Origin of the sequence: Cellulosimicrobium sp. NPDC057862 (assembly GCF_042797035.1) — a bacterium.
Lineage (GTDB): Bacteria > Actinomycetota > Actinomycetes > Actinomycetales > Cellulomonadaceae > Cellulosimicrobium.
In genome coordinates this window covers 1-21,746 of record NZ_JBHVMH010000008.1, presented here as the reverse complement: position 1 = coordinate 21,746, position 21,746 = coordinate 1, and the positions used below count along the sequence as shown (strand labels likewise).

Sequence of the window (21,746 nt, the reverse complement as noted above, 5' to 3'; positions counted from 1 at the left end):
CGGCCCGGGTCAGGTCGTGGTGGGGCCGGAGACGTTCACCAGCCACCCGACCCCGAACCGGTCCGTGAGCATGCCGAACTCGTCGCCCCACGGCGCGGTCTCCATCGCCATGACCTCCTGCGCACCCTCGGAGAGTGCCGTGAACCAGGCGTGCAGGCGCTCGCGGTCCTCCGGTGCGCCGAAGAGCGCCACCGACGCGTGGTCCGTGAGCGTCGTCCCCGGCGGCACGTCGGACGCCATGAGCGTCCCGACGCCCTCGATCTCGAGCTGGGAGTGCATGACCTTCTTCGCCTGCGCCGGGTCGTCCACCGGGCCGATCGAGTCGTAGGTGCTGATGTCCGGCGCGACGCCGAACACGGTGCCGTAGAACTCGACGGCCTCACGGGCGTCACCGTCGAAGTTCAGGTAGGGGCTGAGCTGAACGGCCATGATGGCCTCCTCGTCGAGATGGACCTGACTCCTGTGTGGACGCCCCGGCACGGCCGGACTGAGCGGTCCCCGCCACCGTCGACCTCGGGTCTCGCGTCGCGGAGACGCCGGCCGGCGGGCAGCGCCCGTCGGCTAGGGTGTGCGCGGCCCGACGGCGCGGCCACCGGACCGCGGGCGGCTCACCCGCGTGCGGCCCACGGACCGAGGAGCGCGACAGGGGGACCGGGCGTGCAGCGCAACCTCGTCCACGTCTTCGACGTGACGGGCGCGGACCCCGCGCTGCTCGACGACGACCCGACCGTCCGCGGGTGCCTCGACGCGATCGTCCGGCACGCGGGCATGACGCCGCTCGGCGAGGCGTCGCACCGGTTCGAGCCGCAGGGCACGAGCGTCGTGATCCTGCTCGCGGAGTCGCACCTCGCCGTGCACACCTGGCCCGAGCACGGGACCGCCTACGTGACCCTCACGACCTGCCGCGCCCCGGCGTCGGCCACCTTCACCGACGACGTGCGCGCCCTGCTCGCCGACGCGCTGGGCGCGTCCGACGTCGCCGTGCGGAGCCTCGTGTGAGCCGGACCCGCCCCCGGCTCGCGCTGCGCGTGGGCGAGGACCTCGTCGGCACGCCGCCCCACCGGACGACGCCGCGCGCCGTCGCCGTCCTCTCGACGGTCCACGGCGGCACGACGTTCACGTGGGAGGAGTGGCAGCTCCTCGGCCACGACGGCTCGGACGTCTGGGTCGAGTACGACCACGACACCCGCGACGTCACGCTCCTGCACCCGACCGAGGCGTGGCCGCCGGTGGTCGACCTCTCGTCGCTGCACACCGGGCGCACCCTCGGCCTGCGCCTCGACGGGCGGCAGTACTCGCTCGTCGTGCGCGAGCGCGGCACGGGCCGGGTCGAGCACGTCGAGGGTCAGTTCGCCGAGCCGTTCGTCGTCGGGCAGCAGGTCGAGTACGTCGACCTCTCGGCCCACGGGACGGTCGTCTCGATCGAGCGCACCACCGGCCCGCTCGGTCCCGTGACCGCCGTCTACCGCGGCCGGCGCCTCGACGCCGCGGAGCAGCACCGCCTGTTCGGCCGCCGCATCGCGCCGCGCACGCTCCCCGGGGGCCGGTTCGTCGCCTTCGCGGTCGCCGCCGTCGTGCTCGTCGGGCTCTTCGCCTCGTGCACCGCGCGAGCAGCCACGGGCGACGGGGCGTGCACGCCCCGCACCGTCGAGAACGTCGCGCCCTCCGGCGAGGTGACCACCACCGAGCAGGACGGCACGTGCGTGCGGCGCTCCGTGTACGGCGGCGGTGGCGGGGGGCTCGGCAAGTGACGCGCCCGACCGTCGGACCCCTCCCAGCACCCGTACGCCCGCCCGCCCGTCCCACGACCTGACCCCGGGAGACACCGTGATCGCAACCGCCGCCGCCCCGCTGGCGTTCCTCTGGTCCTTCTTCTCGACCATCCTGTACTCGGCGCTCGGCATCGTCCTGCTGCTGGTCACGCTCGTGGTCGCGAACAAGGTGTTCCGGCTCAACCTGCACCGCGAGCTCGTCGACGAGCACAACGTCGCGTTCGGCGTGATGATCGCGGGCCTCGCCGTCGCGATCGGCCTCATCATCGCGGGGACGATCAGCTCCTGACCGTGCTCGACCAGCAGGAGCTCCCGCCCGGGCGGCCGCCCGAGGCCGCCGCGGACGGCTCGGGCGACCCCGCGCCCCCGGCCGGGCGGTCCGGCCACGCGCGCCCGATGGACCGGCCGACGGTCTTCGCCGCCGCGCTGCTCGTCGCCGTCGGCGGCCTCGTCTACGAGCTCATCCTCGGGACGGCGGCCTCGTACCTGTTCGGCGACTCCGTCGTCGCGTTCTCCGTCGCGACCGGGCTCACGCTGTTCGGCATGGGCCTCGGCTCGCTCCTCGCGCCGCGGCTCCAGCGCACCGCGGGGCTGAGCTTCGTCCGCAACGAGCTCGTGCTCTCGCTCCTCGGCGGGACGTCGGTGCTCGCGCTGTTCTGGGCGTACGCGTCCACCGAGCTCGCGTGGGTCGTGTTCGTCGTGCTGTCGCTCGCGATCGGCACGGCGATCGGCGTCGAGATCCCGCTGCTCGTCGCGGTCCTCAAGGAGCAGGGGAGTGAGGGTTCCGTCTCGCTGCTGTCGAAGGTGCTCGCGCTCGACTACTTCGGGGCGCTCGCGGCCTCGCTCCTGTTCCCGTTCCTCCTGCTCCCGTACCTCGGGCTCGTCCGCACGGCGTTCGCGGTCGCGGTGCTCAACGTCGCCGTCGCGGCGTTCATGCTCGCGCGCATGGGCCACCCGCCGCGGTGGACCGCGCTCGCCGCCGTGACGCTCGTCGTCCTCCTCGCCGGGTTCGCCGCGTCGTCATGGCTCGAGACGCGCATCAGCGCGGGGATGTACCAGGACCCGGTCGTGGCGCAGGAGCGCAGCGCCTACCAGCAGGTCGTCGTCACCGAGTACCGCGGCGACACCCGCCTGTACCTGGACAACCAGCTCCAGTTCTCCTCCGTCGACGAGGCCCGGTACCACGAGACCCTCGCGCACGCGGCGATGACGTCCGTCGCGGCACCCGCGTCGGTCGCGATCCTCGGCGGCGGCGACGGGCTCCTCGCGCGCGAGGTGCTGCGGTACGACTCGGTGCAGGAGGTCACGCTCGTCGACCTCGACCCCGCGGTCACCGACCTCGCGCGCGAGAACCGGCTCCTCACCGACCTCAACGAGCACGCGCTCGACGACCCCCGCGTGACGGTCGTCAACGCCGACGCCTACCGGTGGGTCGAGGACACGCCGCAGACGTTCGACGTCGTGCTCGTCGACCTCGTCGACCCGTCGACCGAGCGCGTCGCCAAGCTGTACTCGCAGGAGTTCTACGGCATGGTGGCCGCGCACCTGCGGCCGGGCGGCGCGTTCGCGACGCAGGCGACGTCGACGTACTTCACGCCGGACGCGTTCTGGCAGGTCGCCTCCACGGTCCGCGCCGCGGCGCCCGACCGGACCGTCGTGCCGCTCACGGTCAACGTGCCGTCGTTCGGCGAGTGGGGCTTCGCGCTCTCGCTCCCGGGCGGTCCCGGCGGGGTCACGGGGAGCGCCCAGAGGCCCGACGACGTCCCCGGGCTCTTCGCGCGCACGCCCCTCCCCGACGGGCTGCGGTTCCACGACGCCGCGTCGCTCGCCGCTACCACGCACCTGCCCGCCGACAACCCGCCGCAGGACCTGCCGTCGTCGACCCTGCTGTCCCCGACCGTGCAGCGCACTTACCAGGACGACATGCGGGCCTGGCGCTACTGATTCGCCGAGTTGATGAAGGTGCGCAGACCGAGTATCGGCTCGGTGCGCAACGACTGGTATCTGGTGTGCGTATGGACTAGTAGAAGGTGTGCGTATGGACTAGTAGAAGGTGTGCGTATGGGATGGTGGCGAGCGTCGCCGGTGGGTATGCTCCGTCGATGGGATACCGCCGCCGCGTGCTCGACGAGTTGCTCGACGAACTCCAGCCCGCTCTCGCCGCGACGTCGATCTACGGCCCCAAGGGTGTCGGCAAGACCGCCACGGCACAGCGGCGGGCGCGCTCAGCTCTTCGCCTGGACGATCCCGGCGACCTTCAACGTCTCGAGGCCGACCCTGGACTTCTGACCACGCTCGACACGCCGCTCTTGATCGACGAGTGGCAGCGCTGGCCAGCCGTCTGGGACCTTGTCCGGCGTGCGGTCGACGAGGGAGCGCCCCGGGGCAGGTTTCTCCTCACGGGCAGTTCCGCGCCCAAGGGCTCGACCGTGCACAGTGGAGCCGGCCGGATCGTAGGCATGCGAATGCGCCCGATGAGTCTTCTGGAACGTGGTGTCACGGTACCTGCAGTGAGTCTGGCTGCGCTCTTGGAAGGCGACGCGGCGATCGATGGAGCGACAGATGTCGGGCTCCGCGAGTACGCGGAAGAGATTGCAGCCTCAGGCTTTCCGGACATCCGCGCTGAAGCGTCGCCCCGGCTGCGACGGGTGAGGCTCGGCGCCTATGTAGACGATATCGTCCAGCGTGAGTTCGCGGAGCAGGGCTACCCGGTGCGCCGGCCAGAGGCGCTGCGTGCCTGGCTCGCTGCGTACGCCGCGGCGTCTTCGACGACGGCAAAGTACTCCGAGATCCTCGACGCCGCGACGCCCAATCATGGGGACAAGCCGGCGAAGGCCACCACGCTCGGCTACCGCGACGCGCTCTCGGGTCTGTGGTTGCTCGATCCCACCCCCGCGTGGACCCCTGGCGACAACCGATTGTCGCGTCTGAGCCAGGCATCCAAACACCAGCTCGCCGACCCGGCACTCGCTGCGCGTCTGCTCAACGTCACGGCGGAATCACTGCTCGCGGGTCGAGCCACTGCCGCTTCCCTGGGCCCTGAGCCGCTCCTGGAAACGCTTTTCGAATCGCTCGTCACGCTCGACGTCAATGTCTACGCAACGCGCTTGGAAGCAACGGTCGGTCACTTCCGGGACCTCAACGGTCGCCACGAGATCGATCTTGTCGTGACAGGCAACGACGGTCGCGTCGTGGCCCTCGAAGTCAAGCTCACCGCCGTGCCCACGGACCGGGACGTCCGGCACCTTCTCTGGCTTCGCGAACAGATCGGTGACCGGCTCGCCGACATGCTCGTCGTCACGACCGGGGAGCATGCGTACCGGCGCAGGGACGGGGTTGCCGTGGTCCCGGCAGCGCTGCTCGGGCCGTGAGCGACACGATGTCAGCCTGAGATGGTTGCGGGGACGGCCTCCAGGGCGTCGAGCGCCGCGAACGGGTCGTCCGGGCGGGCCGGGTCCGGGCTCGTCGCGACGAGCACGACGCTCGACACGCCGCCCGCGCCGAGCTCGGCGAGCCGGGCGCGGAAGGCGGCGGGCGGACCGACGACGGCGAGCGCGTCGACCCAGGCGTCCGGCATCGCGGCGGCGAAGGCCTCGGGGCTGTCGCTCGCGTCGCGCAGGGCGCGGAAGTCGTCGGCGAACGGCAGCGGGTCGATCTGCGCCGACCAGTCCGCCTCGCCCAGGACGGCGAGGTACGGCCGGACGATCGCGCGGGCGGTCGCGACGTCGTCGTGCACGGCACCCACCGCGAAGGCGACGACGCGGTGCTCCGGCGGGGCGGCGTCACCGGCGCTCGCCCGCCCGGCGTCGATCGCGGCGCGCGCGACGGCCAGGTACTCCGGGGTCACGGGCATGTCGAGGATCGTGCCGTCGGCGACGCGGCCCGAGACCTCGAGCGAGCGCGGGCCGCGCACCCCGGCGAGCACCGGCGGCGGCGAGGCGGGCGGGGCGTGCAGCGCGACGTCGTCGACCGACACGTACCGGCCGCTGACGGTGACGCGCTCCCCGTGCAGCAGCGCGCGCACGGCCGACGTCGTCTCCTCGAGCATCGCGAGCGGGCTCGCGGGCCAGACGCCGATCTGCCGCATCCACGCGGGCATGCCGTGCCCGATCCCCAGGTGCAGGCGGCCGGGGTGCAGGGCGGCGAGGGTCGCGGCCTCCATCGCCGCGGTCGACGGCGCGCGCGTCGCGGCGGGGAGGATCCCGATGCCCACGGCCAGCCGCTCGGTCGCGGCGAGGACGGTCGCGGCCTGCGCGATCCCGCCGTGGAACGTGAGGTCCTCGACGACCCACACCTCGTCGAGGCCCACCTCCTCGGCGCGGCGCGCGAACGGCACGATCTGGTCGGCGGGCAGCTCGCGCGGCAGGATCACGCCGAGCGCGGGGGTCGTCGAGGTCGCCATACCGCGACCGTACTCTGACAGCGCTCTCACCTGCGAGGCCGCTCGGGGACGACCTGGAAAGCCCTGGCCGTCGGCGGGGCGCGGCGCCTACCGTCGAGGCATGACCGCGCTCGACGACGCCGCCCTCTCCGCCCTCGACACCCACCTGCGCGCGGCGGCCGACGCCGACGCGTTCTCCGGGGTCGTGCGGATCGAGCGGCACGGCGACCCGCTCTTCGAGCGCGCGTACGGCGTCGCGTCGCGCCGGTGGGGCGTCCCCGTCCGGACGAGCACGCGGTTCGACGTCGCGTCCGTGACCAAGCTCTTCACCGCCGTCGCGGTGCTCCAGCAGGTAGGGGAGGGGCGGCTCGGGCTCGACGACCGCATCCATGACCACGTCGACCTCGCGGGCACGACGATCCCGCGCGAGGTGACGGTCCGGCACCTGCTGACGCACACGTCGGGCATCGCGGACGACGCCGACGAGGAGGCGGGCGAGTCGTACGAGGCGCTGTGGGTGGACCGGCCCATGTACTCCGTGACGCGCACGGAGGACTTCCTCCCGGGGTTCGTCCACAAGGACCCGAACTTCCGGCCCGGCGAGGGGTGCCGGTACTGCAACGTCGGCTTCGTCCTCGCCGGGCTCGCGCTGGAAGCCGTCACCGGTACGACCTACCGCGAGTACGTCCGCGAGCACGTGTTCGCCCGCGCCGGCATGGACCGCTCCGGGTTCTTCCGCATGGACCGGGCCGAGCCCGACGTCGCGGAGGGCTGGGAGCCCGTCCGCGAGGGCCCGGAGGACGAGGGGCCCGTCACCGGGTGGCGGCAGAACATCTACTCCTACCCGCCCGTGGGCTCGCCCGACGGCGGAGCGCACGTCACCGCGCGAGACCTCGCCCGGTTCTGGGCGGCAGTGCGCGGCGGTGAGCTGCTGCCGCCCGACCTCACGCGCGCGTTCCTCACGCCGCAGGTCAAGCACGACGACGGCGACACGGACGAGACGGACGACAAGGACGCGGAGGGCGTGGAGCGCGCCGCGAGCGTGCACTACGGGTTCGGGCTCGAGTTCGAGCTCCTCGCCGACGGCGCCGTGCGCTCCGCGTACAAGGAGGGCATCAACACCGGGTCGAGCGCGATGCTGCGCCACTACCCCGACCCGGTGCCCCCCACGGGCACGACCGACGCGCTCCCGCCGGCCGGGGCACCGGGCGTGACGGTCGTCGTCGTGTCCAACGGCGAGGCAGGCGCCTGGGAGCCGGTCCGGCGGATCGACGCGCTCGTCCGCGGCTGACCGGGCCGAGCCGGGTGACGGGCGGCGACGGTGCCGACGCCGTTCACGAGAGCGCCGCGACCGCCTTGTCGATGCGGCGCTGCCGGGTCTCGGCGGCCTTCGCCGACGCCACGGGCTCCACGATCGCTCGCTGCCGCGAGAACGAGAGGGCGTCGAACGACTCCCGCACGCCCGCGGCGTCGAGAGCGCGAGCCAGGTCGTCCGGGACGTCGACCGCGCGCGGCGCGTCGTCGACCTCGAGGTCGACCTCCACCTCGTCTCCGGCCGCGACCCCCGCCGCCTCCCGGTTGGCCGCGCTCAGCGAGACGACGAACTGGCCCCGGTAGAACACGCGCGACGAGCGGTAGCTGTGGTCGCCGATCGTCACGCGGACCGGGACCTTGCGTCCCCGCCCGAACGACAGCGCGACGTCCTCCGGGACGGGCAGGCCCGTCGTCGTGCCGCCGCTCGCCTCGACCGTCGTGATGATCCGCATGCGCTCCTCCTCCGGGCCGCCGGGCGATCCCGACGCTCCCCCACGAGACCTCCACACGGTCTCGAACTCATCGGCCCTCGGCCACCCGGTCGCTCGCCTAGGCTCGGGGACCATGCCCTCCGGACTCTCCGCCGCCCTCTCGGCCGCCCTGCCCGCCGCGTCGACGGCGGAGCCAGCGCTCGACGGCGTCGCCGGGTGGGCCGTGAACCTCATGGAGACCCTGGGGCCGGTCGGCGCCGCCATCGCGATCGCGCTCGAGAACCTGTTCCCGCCCCTGCCGAGCGAGATCATCCTGCCGCTCGCGGGCTTCACCGCGAGCCAGGGCAGCTTCGGGCTCGTCGAGGCGATCGTCTGGACGACGGCCGGCTCGATCGTCGGGGCCCTCGCGCTCTACGCCGTGGGAGCGATCATCGGGCGCGAGCGCACGCGCTGGATCGCGGAGCGGCTGCCGCTCGTCAAGGTCGCGGACGTCGACCGCACCGAGCAGTTCTTCCTCAAGCACGGTGGCGCGACCGTCTTCTTCGGCCGCTTCATCCCGATCTTCCGCAGCCTCATCTCGATCCCGGCCGGGGTCGAGCGCATGCCGCTGTGGAAGTTCACCGCGCTCACCGCCGCGGGCAGCGCGGTGTGGAACACGATCTTCGTCTACGCCGGGTACGCGCTCGGCGAGCAGTGGCACGTCGTCGAGGAGTACGCCGGCGTGCTCCAGAAGGTCGTCATCGCGGTCGTCGCGGCCGCGGTCGTGTGGTTCGTCGTGACGCGCGTCTGGCGCTGGGTGCACGACGACGGGCGGCCCGCCCACGCGCGTGGCGGACGGTCGTCGTCGCCCGCGCGCGACGACGCCTGAACCTCCCCGCCGCCTGAAGGGCCCGACGCCGGGCGCCTCGGCGCCCGCCCCTGCTGCGTCCCCGAGGCCGGTCGCCCGCGCGGCCGGGCCGAGCCTGACGGATGATCGGAGCGTGCCCGACGAGACACCCCGCCCGAGCGCGCCGCCGAGCCAGTCCTCGAGCGCGTCGTCCGGCGCGTCCCGGGCCGCGCCGCGTGCCGCGCTCGTCGCGACCGGTCGACACTCCCCGCTCGCGGCCCAGCGGCACCGCGTCCGCGTGCGCCGGGTCGCCGCGACCGTCGTCGTGGTGCTGGCGGTCCTCTCGCTCGTGGGCCTCGTGGCGCGGCGGTTGTGGGTTCGGCTCTCGCTCTACCAGGACCTGATCCCGGGGCTTGAGGCGAGCAGCCACGCGTCGAGCATCCTGCTCGTCGCGGTGGTCCTGTTCCTCACGGCGCGCGGGCTGCGGAACGGGCACCGGCTGTCCTGGCTCGTCACGTGCGTGGTGCTGGGGGTCACGGCCGTCGCCCACCTCCTGCACCATCGCCACGCCCTGCCAGCCGTCGTCGTGCTGCTCGCCGTCGGGTGGCTGCTCACGCAGTGGCGCGCGTTCCCGGTGCTGCCCACGCGGCGCGCGGTGCGCCGGGCGGTGCTGCTCCTCGTCGCGATCGGCGTCGCGCTCGTCCTGGTCGTCGTGGGCGTCGCCGTCGTGCTCGCGGCGCGCGACGCGGGCGACGCCGAGCTGGAGAGCGCGGCGCGCGTGCTCGCCGCGGTCGCGACGGTGCTCAACCTCGTGCTGGTGGTGCTCGTGCTCTGGTGGCTGCTCTCCCCGCGGTCGCCCAAGCCCGCGACGCCCACGGAGCACCTGGCCGAGCGGGAGAAGGCGCGTGCCGTCGTCGCCGCCCACGGGGGTGGCACGCTCGACTACTTCGCCCTGCGCGACGACAAGGACTGGTTCTTCGTCGGCCACGGGGTCGTCGCCCACTCGGTGCGCAACGGCGTGTGCCTCGTCTCGCCCGACCCGGTGTGCCCGGCCGACGAGCGCGAGCTCGTCTGGGCCGAGTTCCTCGACCACGTGGGGCGCAACGGGTGGAAGGTCGCGGTCGTCGCGGCGGGGGAGCCGTGGCTGCCCGTGTACGAGGCGTCGGGTCTGCTCCCGGCCTACCTCGGCGACGAGGCGACCGTCGACTGCCCGTCCTTCTCCCTCGAGGGCAAGGCCCACAAGTCGCTGCGCCAGGCGGTGAACCGCGTCGCGCGCGCCGGCTACACGACGACGTTCCACGACCCCACGGCCCTCGACCCCGCGCTGCGCGACGAGATCACCGCGATGAGCGACGAGTCCCGGCGCGGCGAGGACGAGCGCGGGTTCTCCATGACGCTCTCGCGCCTGTTCGACCCGCACGACGCCGGGCTCATGCTCTCCGTCACCCGGTCCTCTGAGGGGCGCGTGGACGCGTTCTGCCAGTGGGTTCCCGCGAGCGACATCGACGGCTGGTCGCTCGACGTCATGCGCCGCCGCCTCGACGTGCCCGACCTGCCGAACGGCCTCGTGGACGCGACGATCGTCGCGACGATCGCGGAGCTCGTCGCACGGGGCCAGCGCGGGCTCGGGCTCAACTTCGCCGTCCTGCGCGAGCTCATGGAGGGCGAGCGCGACTCGCGGCTCGACCAGCTCGTGCGGCCGGTCGTCAAGAAGTTCTCCGAGGGCACCCAGGTGGAGACGCTCGCGACGTTCAACGACAAGTTCGACCCGGGCTGGACGCGACGGTACGTCGTCCTCGACTCGGCGGAGCAGGCGGCCGCGCAGGCGCTCGTCATGGCCGGCGCGGAGGGCGTCACCGAGATCCCCGTGATCGGCCGGTTCCTGCGCGGGGTGGGCGCCGCCCCGGCAGAGGCGGCTCCTGCCGCGCCGACGGCCGAACCCGCGGCATCCGGGGACGAGGCCTCGTGATCCTGTCGCTGCTCGCCGCCGTCGCCGCGAGCGTCCTGTACGCGGTGAGCACGATCATGCAGGCGGTCGCGACGCGGCGGGCGCACGGCCTCGCGGCCGTCGCGCAGCCGCTCGTCATCGGCGGGCTCCTGGTCGACGGCGTCGCCTGGCTCCTCTCGCTGCTCGCCCTCGACCACCTGCCGCTGTTCGTCGTGCAGGCCGTCGTCGCGGCGTCGCTGGTCGTCGTCGTGCTGCTCGCACGCCTCGTGCTCGGCGCGACGCTGCGCCGCACGGACCTCGTGGCCATGGGCGTCGTGGTGGCCGGGCTCGTCTTGCTCGCGCTCGCCGCGGGGGAGCAGCCCGCGACGCACCCGCCCGCGGGGTTCGCGACGTGGGTCAACGTCGCCGGGGCCGCCGTCGCGGTGGGCACGGCGGCCGCCTACCGGCGCGGGCACCCCGTGCTCCTCGCCGTCCTCGGCGGGCTCGGCTACTCGGTCGCCGCCGTCGCCGCGCGCGGCGCCCACGCGTCCGGCGACCTGCTCGACACCGTGTTCCAGCCGCTCGCGATCGCGATCGTCCTCGGCGGCGTTGCGGGCGCGCTCGCGTACCTGCGCGCGCTCGAGCGCGGCGCCGTGGGCACCGTCGCCGCGACCGTGTCCGTCCTCGAAGTCCTCGTGCCGGGGGTCGTGGGGCTCGCGGTGCTCGGCGACGTCGTGCGGTCGGGCTGGGCCGTCCCCGCGGTGCTCGCGACGCTCGCCGCGGTGGGTGGCTGCGTCGTCCTCGCGACGAGCCCGGCGAACGCCGCCGCGGAGGAGTCCGCCCCCGCTGCCGCGACCCCGGAGACGACCTAGGGTGGGCCGGGTCGATCCGCCGAGCTCGGGTTCGCTCCCCACGCGCACCGCTCCCTGAGGAGACGTCCCGGGTTCGGCACCGAGGGAGGAGCACGATGCGCACACCCCTGGACGTCCTCACGCTGGACGACCTGCGGCGCCGGACGTCGGTGAAGTGGCGCGCGTTCGAGCCCGACGTGCTGCCGCTGTTCGTCGCGGAGATGGACGTCGCGCCGTGCGAGGCCGTGGTCGACGCCGTGACGGCGGCGCTGCGTGCGGGCGACACGGGGTACGACGTCGGCACCGCCTACGGCGAGGCGTACGCGCGGTTCGCGGAGCGCCGGTGGGGCTGGTCGTTCGACCCGTCGACGTCGCGCACGCTGCCCGACGTGATGCTCGCGATCGTCGAGGTGCTGCGCGTACTTACCGCGCCGGGGGATGCGGTCGTGGTGAACCCGCCGGTGTACCCGCCGTTCTACGGCTTCACCGCGAACGAGGGGCGGCGCGTCGTCGACGCCCCGGTCGGTGCCGACGGCCGGTTGGACCTCGACACGCTGGAGCGCGCGTTCGCCGTCGCGACGGGCGTCGCCGCGAACGGTCGAGGCCCCGGGAGCGGGCGCCGCACCGTCTGGCTCGTGTGCAACCCGCAGAACCCCACCGGGACGACGCACACGCCCGCCGAGCTCGAGGCGGGGCTCGCGCTCGCCGCCCGGTACGGGGTGCGCGTCGTCGCGGACGAGATCCACGCGCCGCTCACCCGCCCCGGGATCGACGGGCGCCCCGCGACGACCCACACGCCGCTCCTCGCCGTCCCGGGATCGGAGCAGGCCGTGGCGATCGTCTCCGCGTCCAAGGCCTGGAACCTCCCGGGCCTCAAGGCCGCGGCGGCCGTCGCGGGTCCGGGCGCCGCCGACGACCTGCGGCGGATCCCCGAGGAGGCGAGCCACGGCGTGCAGCACGTGTCGGTGCTCGCGCACGTCGCCGCGCTCGACCACGGCGAGGCGTGGCTCGACGCCGTCCTCGCGGGCGTCGAACGCAACGCGTGGCTCCTCGCCGACCTCCTCGCGGAGCACCTGCCGGAGGTCGGCTACCGCCCCGGAGAGGCGACCTACCTCGCGTGGCTCGACTGTCGAGGGATCGACGACGTCCCCTCCTCCGACGGCGTCCCGGTGCCTGCCCAGGACCCGCGCGGCTGGTTCCTCGACCGGGCGCGCGTCGCGCTGGAGGACGGGCGCCGGTTCGGCCCCGGCGGAGAGGGTCACGTGCGGCTCAACCTCGCGACCGGTGTCGACGTGCTCACGGAGGCGGTCGAGCGTATGGGGGAGTCGGTGCGCGCGGCGGTCTGAGCGCGACGTGCCGGCCTGCCGAGACGCAACCGCCCGATGACTCCGCGCCGCCTGACCGGTCAGCACACCGATCGACGACCCACCACCCCTCCGGAGGACCGCATGTCGTTCGAACCCGTCGCCCTCGACCGCACGTTCACCGCGCCCGTCGGCGTCGACGTCAAGGGCGACACCTGGCCCTGTGTCGAGGTGCCGGAGGCGCGCGAGCTCTTCGGGACGCTGCGGTCCGTGCGGGTCGACGCGACCGTCGACGACGTGCCGCTGCTCAACGTCGGGCTCATGCCGACCGGTTCCGGGGGCCTGATGCTGTCGCTCAGCGCCGCCGTGCGCAAGCGCCTCGGCAAGGGCGTGGGCGACACCGTCACGGTGCGCCTCGAACGAAGGCTGAGCTGAGGGCGCGGACAGTGATCAGATGACCTTCTGGTAATTCGGGGCACTTCCTGACATCGTTGCGCGACGGCCGGACCAGTACCTAAGATACATTCGATGAATCTGGTCCGAGGCGGTCCGTCGACGAGGAGGGAGGCCCTGTGCCCGGTCACGACGTCGTCGACGCCCACCACCACCTCTGGGTCCGGTCGCGGACACCCCAGGACTGGATCGACCCGGTCACGATGGCGGCGATCGACCGCGACTTCGTCCCCGCCGACCTTCCCGCCGTCGCGCACGGGGTGAGTGCGGCCGTCGTCGTCCAGTCGGCGAGCCGGTGGACGGAGTCCGCGGAGCTGCTCGCCACGTGCGCGTCGCCGGAGGGGCGCGCGGCCCGGCTGGCGGGTGCCGTCGTCTGGGCCGACCTCACCGCCCCCGACCTGGCCGAGCGCCTCGACGCGCTGCGCGCAGGCCCTGGCGGCCGGTGCCTCGTGGGGGTGCGCACGATGCTCCAGGCCGAGCCCGATCCCGCGTACCTCGACCGCGCCGACGTGCGCCGTGGCGTCGCCACCGTGGGAGCCGCCGGGCTCGCGTTCGACCTCGTCCTGCGCGACCACCAGCTCCCCGCGGCGGCACGGCTCGCGGCCACGCTCCCCGACGTCCCCTTCGTGCTCGACCACCTCGGCAAGCCGCGGCTGGACGCCGGTGCGGCGGCGGGACCCGACGAGGACCGGCTCGCCGCCTGGCGCCACGACGTCGCGGCGCTCGCCGCCCTGCCGAACGTCGCGGCGAAGCTGTCCGGCCTCGTCACCGAGGCCCGCTGGGACGCGTGGACCCCGTCCGACCTGCGGCCCGCCGTCGACCACGCCCTCGACGTCTTCGGTCCGGCGCGCCTGATGTTCGGCTCCGACTGGCCCGTGTGCCTGCTCGCGAGCGACTACGGCCGGTGGCTCGAGACCGTGCGCGGGCTGCTCTCGGACCTCGCCGCCGACGAGCGCGACGCCGTGTGGGGCTCTACCGCACGCCATGTGTACGGGCTCCCGGCAGTCGCCACCGCCGCAGCCGACGCCCGACCGCCAGCAACCACCCGAGACTGAGGAGAGGCTCCCCGTGACACCACCGACCAGCCCGCCGCCCGAGCTCGACGGCGTGCGCGCCGTCGTCACCGGCGGCGCGTCCGGCATCGGCGCCGCGATCGTGACGGCGATGCTCGCGCGGGGCGCGCGCGTCACGTCGGTCGACCGCACGACCGACGGCGTGCCCGACGGCGCCCACGCCGAGGTCGCCGACGTCACCGACGACGCCGCCGTCCGCGCCGCGGTCGACGCCGCCGCCACCGCGATGGGCGGCATCGACGTCGTCGTGAACAACGCCGGCATCGGCGCCCAGGGGACCGTCGCCGACAACGACGACGCCGAGTGGCTGCGCGTCCTCGACGTCAACGTGCTGGGGATCGTGCGCGTCACGCGCGCGGCGCTCCCGCACCTGCGGGCCTCGGACCGGGCCGCCGTCGTCAACACCTGCTCGATCGCCGCATGGACGGGGCTCCCCGCCCGGGCGCTGTACTCCGCGTCCAAGGGTGCGGTCCAGGCGCTCACGCTCGCGATGGCCGCCGACCACGTGCGCGAGGGCATCCGCGTGAACTGCGTGAACCCCGGGACGGTCGACACCCCGTGGGTCGGGCGCCTGCTCGACGCCGCGGACGACCCGGCCGCCGAGCGTGCCGCGCTCGAGGCCCGTCAGCCCACGGGCCGGCTCGTCAGCCCCGAGGCGGTCGCGCACGCCGTCTGCTACCTCGCGAGCCCGCTGGCCGCGGCGACGACGGGCGAGGCGCTCGCGGTCGACGGCGGCATGCACAACCTCCGGGTCCGCCCGCCCGCGGCGTCATGACGGGGGAGCAGGCCGGCACGACCGCGCAGGCGGCGGCGTTGCCCACCCGCCAGGTCCGCGACACCGCCGTGCGGCTGACGTCGCTCGGGTACGGCGCGGCGCAGGCCGGCAACCTGTACCGGCCCACGTCGGACGCCGAGACGGCCGCCGCGGTCGACGCGGCGTGGGACCTGGGCGTGCGCTACTTCGACACCGCGCCCCACTACGGGCTCGGGCTCTCCGAGCGCCGGCTCGGCGCCGCGCTGCGCGACCGCCCGCGGGCCGAGCGCGTCGTGTCCAGCAAGGTCGGGCGGCTCCTCGTCCCGTCGCCGGAGACGGCGCACCAGAAGGACCCGGACCTGTTCGACGTGCCCGCCGACCAGCGTCGCGTGTGGGACTTCACGCGCGACGGCGTGCTCCGGTCGCTCGACGCGACCCTCGCGCGCACGGGCCTGGACCGCGTCGACGTCGTCTACCTCCACGACCCGGACGAGCACTGGGACGCGGCCTCGCGCGAGGCCGTCCCCGCGCTCGTCGAGCTGCGCGACCAGGGCGTCGTCGGGGCCGTCGGCGCCGGGATGAACCAGTCCGCGATGCTCGCGCGGTTCGTGCGCGAGACCGACGTCGACGTCGTCATGTGCGCCGGGCGGTTCACGCTCCTCGAGCAGCCCGCGCTCGCCGACCTGCTGCCCGTCGCCCTGGAGAGGGACGTCGCCGTCGTCGTCGCGGGCGTCTACAACTCGGGCCTGCTCGCGCGCGACGTCCCGCCCGACGACGCCACGTACGACTACGCGCAGGCGTCCGCCGCGCTGCTCGACCGCACCCGGCGGACCGCGGCCGTGTGCGCCGACCACGGCGTCACGCTGCCCGAGGCGGCGCTCGCCTACGTCCGTCTCCACCCCGCCGTGGCGAGCACCGTCGTCGGGCTCCGGTCGCCCGAGCAGGTGCGCCAGGCGTACGAGCGGCACACCGCCACCGTCCCGGACGCGCTCTGGGACGCGCTCGTGCGCGCCGGGCTCCTGGCCGAGGGCGCCTCGCCCGCGGCGTTCGCGCGTCCCTGACCCCTCCCCGAGAAAGAGGACCTGATGCACCTGCTCCGCCTGGGGCCGCTCGGCCACGAGATCCCCGCCGTCGCCGTGGACGGCGCCACCTACGACCTGCGGTCCCTGACCGCCGACATCGACGGCGCGTTCCTCGCCGCGGACGGCGTCGCGCGCGTGCGCGAGGCGCTCGCCGCGGGGATGCTGCCCGTCCTCCAGCACCCGGAGCGGCTGCGCCGCGGCGCGCCGGTCGCGCGGCCCGCGGCCGTGATCTGCATCGGGCAGAACTACGCCGCGCACGCCGCGGAGTCGGGGGCCGAGCCGCCGTCGACCCCGATCGTGTTCCTCAAGCACCCCAACACGGTCGTCGGCCCGGACGACACGTTGCCCGTCCCGCCGGGCGCCGAGAGGCTCGACTGGGAGGTCGAGCTGGGCGTCGTGATCGGCCGCGCGGCCAGCTACCTCGCGTCCCCCGAGGAGGCGCTCGCGCACGTCGCCGGGTACACGGCCGTCGACGACGTGAGCGAGCGCGCCTGGCAGCTCGACGAGTCGCTCGGCCAGTGGTCCAAGGGCAAGTGCGGGCCGGGTTTCGCGCCCACGGGCCCGGCGCTCGTGCCCGCGGACGAGCTCGACGCCGGGGACCTGCGGCTGCGTTCGTGGGTCAACGGCGAGCCGCGCCAGGACTCCACGACCGCGGACATGATCTTCGACGTCGCCTACCTCGTGTGGCACCTGTCGCAGTACATGACGCTCGAACCGGGAGACCTGATCTGCACCGGGACGCCGCAGGGCGTCGCGCTCTCGGGCCGGTTCCCGTACCTGCGCGACGGCGACGTCGTGGAGGTCGAGATCGCCGGGGTCGGGCGCCAGCGGCACGCGGTCGCGGACGCCGTCGTGCCGGCCGCCACCCCGGCGGAGGGGGCGCTCGACCCGGCCGCGGTCGCGCGGTGACGGACCCGTGCTGCGCTACCCGCTGCTGCACCCTGGGCTGATCGGCGCGCTCGCGGGCGCGGGGCACGGCTCCCGCGTCCTGCTGGCGGACGCCAACTACCCGCACTCCACGGGCGTGCGTCCCGGGGCGCACCGCGTCCACCTCAACCTGCGGCCAGGGTTGCTGACGGTCGACCAGGTGCTCGACGTCCTGCTCGACGCGGTCCCCGTCGAGTCCGCGGCCGTGATGGTCCCGACGGGGGCCGCGGGCGACGTGCTCGCGCGCGGCGCGCAGGTGCCCGCGCACGCGGGGTACCGCGCCGCGCTCGCCGCGGCGTCGCCGTCGGCCGGGTGGCGGGAGCTCGACCGGTTCGCGTTCTACGACGCCGCGCGGGGTGACGACGTCGCGCTCCTCGTCGCGACCGGGGACGAGCGGGCGTACGCGAACCTGGTGCTCACGGTGGGTGTGCGGGAGGGCTGAGCCCCCGATGGTTCGATGAATCATCGGATGTTGAGTGCACTTTGCGGCGATTGAGCACGGGAACTACCGCCACAACCCGCGAATTGTGGGCCAGACTCTTGAAATGCATCGGATGTCTGCGGTAGAACTGACCTCGGTCACATCCAAGCAAAGGGGCTTCACGTGAGCACGGACCCGACTCCCGCCGCGCGTGCGGGCGACCCGCCCGCGACGGCGGGGACCCCGCTCCTGCGCGTCGCGGGCATCACCAAGGCGTTCCCCGGGGTCAAGGCGCTCGACGACGTCCGGCTCGACCTGGGTCACGGCGAGGTGCTGGCCCTCGTCGGCGAGAACGGCGCCGGCAAGTCGACGCTCATGAAGCTCCTCTCCGGCCTCCACCAGCCCGACGCCGGGACCATGGAGCTCGACGGCGAGCCGCTCGACGTCCGCTCCCCGCGCCAGGCGAACGAGCGCGGGATCAGCATCATCCACCAGGAGTTCCACCTCATGCCCGACCTCTCGGTCGCGCAGAACATCTTCGCCGGGCGCGAGCCGCGGCGCGCCGGGTTCATCGACGACCGCGCGCTCGTCCGCCGGGCCACCGAGCTCTTCCGCCGCCTCGAGATCCCGCTCGACCCCCGCCAGCCCGTCGCGCAGCTCAGCGTCGCCGGGCAGCAGATGGTCGAGATCGCCAAGGCGCTGTCGTTCGACGCGAAGGTCCTCATCATGGACGAGCCGACCGCCGCCCTGAACGACGTGGAGGTGCGCACGCTCTTCCGGCTCATCCGCGGGTTCGTGACCCCGAGCACCGGCGTCATCTACATCTCGCACCGCATGGACGAGATCAAGGAGATCTCGGACCGGATCACCGTCCTGAGGGACGGGCGCTACATCGACACGCTCGACACGCCCGGGACCGACGTCAAGGACGTGATCGCGCGCATGGTGGGGCGCGAGATCCGGACCGACGTGCGGCCCGCGCCCGCCCCCGAGGGCCGCCCCGTGGTCCTGTCCGTCCGGGGGCTCAGCACCCGCAAGCTCCTCAAGGACGTCTCCTTCGAACTCCACGAGGGGGAGATCCTGGGCTTCGCGGGGCTCATGGGCGCGGGCCGCACCGAGGTCGCCCGTGCCCTCGTCGGCGCCGACCGGAGCACCGGGCACGTCGAGGTCCGTGGACGCGCGATCCAGGTGCGCAACCCCGCCGACGCGGTGCGCCACGGCATCGGCTACCTCTCCGAGGACCGCAAGAAGTACGGCCTCCTGCTCGACCAGGACGTCACCGCGAACGTCATGCTCTCCTCGCTCGGCCGCGAGACCCGCGCCGGCTTCGTCCGCGACGGGGACGCGCGCCGCGTCGCGACCGACATGGTCCGCCGGCTCGCGATCAAGACGCCGTCGGTGCGCCAGCGCACCAAGAACCTCTCGGGCGGCAACCAGCAGAAGGTCGTGCTCGCCAAGTGGCTCGTGCGCGACTGCGACGTGCTGATCGTCGACGAGCCGACGCGCGGCATCGACGTCGGCGCGAAGGAGGAGATCTACGAGCTCCTGCGCGCGCTCGCCGACCAGGGCAAGTCGATCGTCATGATCTCGTCCGAGCTGCCGGAGGTCCTGCGCCTGTCCGAGCGGATCGTCGTCATGTGCGAGGGCCGGGTCACCGGCGTCCTCGACAACGCCGACGCCACGCAGCACAACGTCATGGAGCTCGCGACGCAGTTCGGCGGCGCCGAGCACCTCCTCGCCACGACCGGAGACGCCCGATGACCTCGACCACCACCGTCACCGACGCCCTGCCCGACGCCGTCGTGGCGTCGCGCGGACCGCGCTACCGCCAGCAGCTCCAGCAGATCCTCGCGTTCGCGGGGCTCGTGGTGATCTTCGCCTTCTTCTCGATCGCGAGCCCGTACTTCCTCGACTGGGCGAACATCAAGGGCATCCTGCTCGCCACGGCTGTCACGGGGATCATGGCCCTCGGCGCGACGTTCGTCATCGCGACCGGCGGGATCGACCTCTCGGTCGGGACGGGCATGACGCTCTGCGCGGTCATGACCGGCGTGTTCCTCACCAACCTGGGCCTGCCGCTCGTGGTCGGCGTGCTCGGGGGGATCGCCGCGGGCGCGCTGCTCGGGCTGCTCAACGGGCTCAACGTGTCGTTCCTCGGCATCCCACCGTTCATCGCGACGCTCGCGACGATGATGGTCGCGCAGGGCCTCTCGCTCGTCATCTCCGGGACCAAGCCGATCTACTTCTCCGACGTCGCGGGCTTCGGCCAGATCGCGCTCGGCGAGCTCATCCCCGGCCTGCCGAACGCCGTCCTCATCTTCTTCGCCGCCGCCGCCGTTGCGGGGGTCCTCCTCAGCAAGTCGCTCATCGGACGGTACGCCCTGTCGATCGGCTCCAACGAGGAGGCGACCGCGATCTCCGGCATCGACGTGCGGCGCTGGAAGGTCGTCGTCTACACCGTGGCCGGCGTCTTCACCGGGCTCGCGGGCGTCGTCATGGCGTCCCGGCTCAACTCCGCCCAGCCCGGCCTCGGGCTCGGCTACGAGCTCGAGGCGATCGCCGCCGTCGTCATCGGCGGCACGTCCCTGCGCGGCGGCAAGGCCACGATCCTCGGGACCGTGATCGGCGCGCTCATCATGGCCACGCTCACCAACGGCCTGCGGATCATGTCGATCCCGCAGGAGTGGCAGAAGGTCGCCGTCGGCATCGTCATCCTCCTCGCCGTCTACACCGACATCCTCCGGCGCGGGAAGGACGCCTGACCCCCGCGCTCCCACCCCGCAGCACCGCCACCTCCCTCGTCTCCCCTGACGACGACGTCATCCCCGAAGGAGCACCTCATGAAGACCACCCGGGTCGCCCGCCTCAAGCACGTCGGCGCCGCGAGCGCCGCAGCCCTCCTGCTCGCGCTGGGCGCGTGCAGCTCCGCCGACGACGGCGGGTCCGGTTCCGGCGGTGACGGCGGGGGCGACGGCGGGACGCCGTACGTCGCGCTCGTCTCCAAGGGCTTCCAGCACCAGTTCTGGCAGGCCGTCAAGCAGGGGGCCGACGACGCCGCGGAGGAGCTCGGCGTCGAGGTCACCTTCGAGGGGCCGGAGACCGAGACAGAGGTCGACAAGCAGCTCTCGATGCTCCAGACCGCGCTCGACAAGAACCCTGACGCGATCGGGTTCGCCGCGCTCGACTCCGAGGCGTCGATCCCGCTCATGTCCGACGCGCAGTCGCGCGGCATCCCCGTCGTGGCGTTCGACTCCGGCGTGGAGTCCGACGTGCCGATCACGACGGTGTCCACCGACAACGAGGCTGCTGCCGCGGAGGCGGCGAAGCACATGGTCGAGCTCATCGGCGGCAGCGGCAAGATCGCCGTGCTCGGCCACGACCAGACGTCGCAGACGGGCCAGCAGCGCGTCTCCGGGTTCGTCGACTACATCGAGGAGAACGCGCCCGACGTCGAGATCGTCGACGTGCAGTACGCGGGCGGCGACCAGCTCAAGTCCGCCGACGCCGCGAAGTCGATCCTCCAGGCGAACCCCGACCTCAAGGGCATCTACGGCACCAACGAGGGCGCCGCGACCGGTGTCGTCAAGGCGGTGCAGGAGCTCGGAGCGGCGGGCACGCTCACGGTCATCGGCTTCGACTCCGGCAAGGCGCAGATGGACGCGATCCGCGACGGCCTCATGGCCGGCGCGATCACGCAGAACCCCGTCGGCATCGGCTACGAGACCGTCAAGGCCGCCGTCGCCGCGATCAACGGCGAGGACGTCGAGCCCGTCATCGACTCCGGCTTCTACTGGTACGACGCGACCAACATCGACGACGAGGAGATCGCCGCGGTCCTCTACGAGTGACCCGTGGCGGGGCCAACCCCGCTGAGATCGACCCGTGCGTCGTGAGATCGCCCTCCTGAGGGCCGATCTCGGACTCACGGGTCGATCTCGTGTGCCGTGCGGCCCGCGGCCCGCGAGGGAGAACCGTGGTCGGCCGAGGTAGAACCGTGGTCGGCCGGGGTAGAGCCGTGGTGGCTTGAGGTCGAGCCGTGGTGGCTTGAGGTCGAGCCGTGGTGGCTTGAGGTAGAGCCGTGGTGGCTTGAGGTAGAGCCGTGGTCACTGTGCCCGACGGCGTGTGGTCGCCCTGGGTGGGCGGGGTGGGTGGTGGTGCCGCGTCTACCATCCGCCGCTCGTTCCTCGCGGCTCCCGCCAGGCCCGCCACGACGCGGCACCACCAGTCTCA

22 protein-coding genes are annotated in these 21,746 nt (G+C 73.6%); 19 read left to right on the top strand and 3 right to left on the bottom strand.

Annotated elements, in window-relative coordinates; translation table 11 throughout:
* Nucleotides 1-9 precede the first annotated feature (9 nt).
* Nucleotides 10-429: a VOC family protein gene (locus ACFVN3_RS11705; protein WP_378233011.1), complete on the bottom strand. Its 420-nt coding sequence runs from the start codon at nucleotides 427-429 to the stop codon at nucleotides 10-12.
* A gap of 228 nt (nucleotides 430-657) precedes the next feature.
* On the opposite strand from ACFVN3_RS11705, the gene ACFVN3_RS11700 reads away from it, so the two are divergent.
* The 5 genes from ACFVN3_RS11700 (at nucleotide 658) to ACFVN3_RS11680 (ending at nucleotide 5,143) form a co-directional block, all read left to right on the top strand.
* Complete coding sequence (locus ACFVN3_RS11700; protein ID WP_378233010.1) at nucleotides 658-999, top strand: S-adenosylmethionine decarboxylase family protein; 342 nt, start codon at nucleotides 658-660, stop codon at nucleotides 997-999.
* On the top strand, nucleotides 996-1,751 hold the full coding sequence (locus ACFVN3_RS11695; protein ID WP_378233009.1) for a DUF4178 domain-containing protein: 756 nt from the start codon (nucleotides 996-998) through the stop codon (nucleotides 1,749-1,751). The genes ACFVN3_RS11700 and ACFVN3_RS11695 overlap by 4 nt, the downstream gene beginning before the upstream one ends.
* Before the next feature lie 76 nt (nucleotides 1,752-1,827).
* On the top strand, nucleotides 1,828-2,061 hold the full coding sequence (locus ACFVN3_RS11690; protein ID WP_047231757.1) for a DUF350 domain-containing protein: 234 nt from the start codon (nucleotides 1,828-1,830) through the stop codon (nucleotides 2,059-2,061).
* Between the two features lie 2 nt (nucleotides 2,062-2,063).
* Entirely contained in the window at nucleotides 2,064-3,716 is a 1,653-nt protein-coding gene (locus ACFVN3_RS11685; protein ID WP_378233008.1) for a polyamine aminopropyltransferase, read from the top strand.
* 158 nt (nucleotides 3,717-3,874) lie between these two features.
* The gene (locus ACFVN3_RS11680; protein ID WP_378233006.1) at nucleotides 3,875-5,143 is read left to right on the top strand and encodes an ATP-binding protein; all 1,269 of its coding nucleotides are present in this window, start codon (nucleotides 3,875-3,877) and stop codon (nucleotides 5,141-5,143) included.
* An 11-nt stretch (nucleotides 5,144-5,154) separates the two neighbouring features.
* Here ACFVN3_RS11680 and ACFVN3_RS11675 read toward each other — a convergent pair whose 3' ends face one another.
* Nucleotides 5,155-6,174 (bottom strand): LLM class flavin-dependent oxidoreductase, encoded by a 1,020-nt coding sequence (locus ACFVN3_RS11675; protein ID WP_378233004.1) that lies wholly within the window; start codon nucleotides 6,172-6,174, stop codon nucleotides 5,155-5,157.
* 100 nt (nucleotides 6,175-6,274) lie between these two features.
* Here ACFVN3_RS11675 and ACFVN3_RS11670 point away from each other — a divergent pair, with 100 nt between their 5' ends.
* Nucleotides 6,275-7,444 (top strand): serine hydrolase domain-containing protein, encoded by a 1,170-nt coding sequence (locus ACFVN3_RS11670; RefSeq protein WP_378233002.1) that lies wholly within the window; start codon nucleotides 6,275-6,277, stop codon nucleotides 7,442-7,444.
* Nucleotides 7,445-7,487: 43 nt separating this feature from the next.
* Here the strand turns inward: ACFVN3_RS11670 and ACFVN3_RS11665 are convergent, their stop codons facing one another.
* Nucleotides 7,488-7,919 carry a YdeI family protein gene (locus ACFVN3_RS11665; protein ID WP_378233001.1) on the bottom strand — a complete coding sequence of 144 codons (432 nt, stop codon included), beginning with the start codon at nucleotides 7,917-7,919 and terminating at the stop codon, nucleotides 7,488-7,490.
* A 112-nt stretch (nucleotides 7,920-8,031) separates the two neighbouring features.
* Between ACFVN3_RS11665 and ACFVN3_RS11660 the strand changes: the two genes are divergently transcribed.
* The 13 genes from ACFVN3_RS11660 (at nucleotide 8,032) to ACFVN3_RS11600 (ending at nucleotide 21,364) form a co-directional block, all read left to right on the top strand.
* Nucleotides 8,032-8,766, top strand: coding sequence for a DedA family protein (locus tag ACFVN3_RS11660; RefSeq protein WP_378233000.1), 735 nt, complete (start codon nucleotides 8,032-8,034; stop codon nucleotides 8,764-8,766).
* 112 nt (nucleotides 8,767-8,878) lie between these two features.
* Nucleotides 8,879-10,693: a bifunctional lysylphosphatidylglycerol flippase/synthetase MprF gene (locus ACFVN3_RS11655; protein WP_378232999.1), complete on the top strand. Its 1,815-nt coding sequence runs from the start codon at nucleotides 8,879-8,881 to the stop codon at nucleotides 10,691-10,693.
* Nucleotides 10,690-11,523, top strand: coding sequence for a hypothetical protein (locus tag ACFVN3_RS11650; protein ID WP_378232998.1), 834 nt, complete (start codon nucleotides 10,690-10,692; stop codon nucleotides 11,521-11,523). The genes ACFVN3_RS11655 and ACFVN3_RS11650 overlap by 4 nt, the downstream gene beginning before the upstream one ends.
* Before the next feature lie 95 nt (nucleotides 11,524-11,618).
* Nucleotides 11,619-12,848 carry a MalY/PatB family protein gene (locus ACFVN3_RS11645; protein ID WP_378232997.1) on the top strand — a complete coding sequence of 410 codons (1,230 nt, stop codon included), beginning with the start codon at nucleotides 11,619-11,621 and terminating at the stop codon, nucleotides 12,846-12,848.
* 102 nt (nucleotides 12,849-12,950) lie between these two features.
* Nucleotides 12,951-13,241 carry a DUF1905 domain-containing protein gene (locus tag ACFVN3_RS11640; RefSeq protein ID WP_378232996.1) on the top strand — a complete coding sequence of 97 codons (291 nt, stop codon included), beginning with the start codon at nucleotides 12,951-12,953 and terminating at the stop codon, nucleotides 13,239-13,241.
* A 137-nt stretch (nucleotides 13,242-13,378) separates the two neighbouring features.
* A complete protein-coding gene (locus ACFVN3_RS11635) occupies nucleotides 13,379-14,314 on the top strand; it encodes an amidohydrolase family protein (RefSeq protein ID WP_378232995.1) in 936 nt (311 codons plus the stop codon).
* Nucleotides 14,315-14,327: 13 nt separating this feature from the next.
* Nucleotides 14,328-15,107 (top strand): SDR family NAD(P)-dependent oxidoreductase, encoded by a 780-nt coding sequence (locus ACFVN3_RS11630; protein ID WP_378232994.1) that lies wholly within the window; start codon nucleotides 14,328-14,330, stop codon nucleotides 15,105-15,107.
* Entirely contained in the window at nucleotides 15,104-16,147 is a 1,044-nt protein-coding gene (locus tag ACFVN3_RS11625) for an aldo/keto reductase (RefSeq protein ID WP_378232993.1), read from the top strand. The genes ACFVN3_RS11630 and ACFVN3_RS11625 overlap by 4 nt, the downstream gene beginning before the upstream one ends.
* Nucleotides 16,148-16,171: 24 nt before the next feature.
* Nucleotides 16,172-17,077 (top strand): fumarylacetoacetate hydrolase family protein, encoded by a 906-nt coding sequence (locus ACFVN3_RS11620; protein ID WP_378232992.1) that lies wholly within the window; start codon nucleotides 16,172-16,174, stop codon nucleotides 17,075-17,077.
* A 7-nt stretch (nucleotides 17,078-17,084) separates the two neighbouring features.
* Nucleotides 17,085-17,537: an RbsD/FucU family protein gene (locus tag ACFVN3_RS11615; protein ID WP_378232991.1), complete on the top strand. Its 453-nt coding sequence runs from the start codon at nucleotides 17,085-17,087 to the stop codon at nucleotides 17,535-17,537.
* Between the two features lie 162 nt (nucleotides 17,538-17,699).
* Nucleotides 17,700-19,277, top strand: coding sequence for a sugar ABC transporter ATP-binding protein (locus tag ACFVN3_RS11610; protein ID WP_378232990.1), 1,578 nt, complete (start codon nucleotides 17,700-17,702; stop codon nucleotides 19,275-19,277).
* Complete coding sequence (locus tag ACFVN3_RS11605; RefSeq protein WP_378232989.1) at nucleotides 19,274-20,278, top strand: ABC transporter permease; 1,005 nt, start codon at nucleotides 19,274-19,276, stop codon at nucleotides 20,276-20,278. The genes ACFVN3_RS11610 and ACFVN3_RS11605 overlap by 4 nt, the downstream gene beginning before the upstream one ends.
* Nucleotides 20,279-20,356: 78 nt before the next feature.
* Nucleotides 20,357-21,364 carry an ABC transporter substrate-binding protein gene (locus tag ACFVN3_RS11600; RefSeq protein WP_378232988.1) on the top strand — a complete coding sequence of 336 codons (1,008 nt, stop codon included), beginning with the start codon at nucleotides 20,357-20,359 and terminating at the stop codon, nucleotides 21,362-21,364.
* Nucleotides 21,365-21,746: the final 382 nt, after the last annotated feature.

Bases quoted from the DNA above. Each gene is read 5' to 3' on its own strand.
- ACFVN3_RS11705 (WP_378233011.1), bottom strand. From the start codon at position 429: ATGGCCGTTCAGCTCAGCCCCTACCTGAACTTCGACGGTGACGCCCGT.
- ACFVN3_RS11680 (WP_378233006.1), top strand. From the start codon at position 3,875: ATGGGATACCGCCGCCGCGTGCTCGACGAGTTGCTCGACGAACTCCAG.
- ACFVN3_RS11675 (WP_378233004.1), bottom strand. From the start codon at position 6,174: ATGGCGACCTCGACGACCCCCGCGCTCGGCGTGATCCTGCCGCGCGAG.
- ACFVN3_RS11670 (WP_378233002.1), top strand. From the start codon at position 6,275: ATGACCGCGCTCGACGACGCCGCCCTCTCCGCCCTCGACACCCACCTG.
- ACFVN3_RS11665 (WP_378233001.1), bottom strand. From the start codon at position 7,919: ATGCGGATCATCACGACGGTCGAGGCGAGCGGCGGCACGACGACGGGC.
- ACFVN3_RS11660 (WP_378233000.1), top strand. From the start codon at position 8,032: ATGCCCTCCGGACTCTCCGCCGCCCTCTCGGCCGCCCTGCCCGCCGCG.
- ACFVN3_RS11645 (WP_378232997.1), top strand. From the start codon at position 11,619: ATGCGCACACCCCTGGACGTCCTCACGCTGGACGACCTGCGGCGCCGG.
- ACFVN3_RS11640 (WP_378232996.1), top strand. From the start codon at position 12,951: ATGTCGTTCGAACCCGTCGCCCTCGACCGCACGTTCACCGCGCCCGTC.
- ACFVN3_RS11625 (WP_378232993.1), top strand. From the start codon at position 15,104: ATGACGGGGGAGCAGGCCGGCACGACCGCGCAGGCGGCGGCGTTGCCC.
- ACFVN3_RS11620 (WP_378232992.1), top strand. From the start codon at position 16,172: ATGCACCTGCTCCGCCTGGGGCCGCTCGGCCACGAGATCCCCGCCGTC.
- ACFVN3_RS11605 (WP_378232989.1), top strand. From the start codon at position 19,274: ATGACCTCGACCACCACCGTCACCGACGCCCTGCCCGACGCCGTCGTG.
- ACFVN3_RS11600 (WP_378232988.1), top strand. From the start codon at position 20,357: ATGAAGACCACCCGGGTCGCCCGCCTCAAGCACGTCGGCGCCGCGAGC.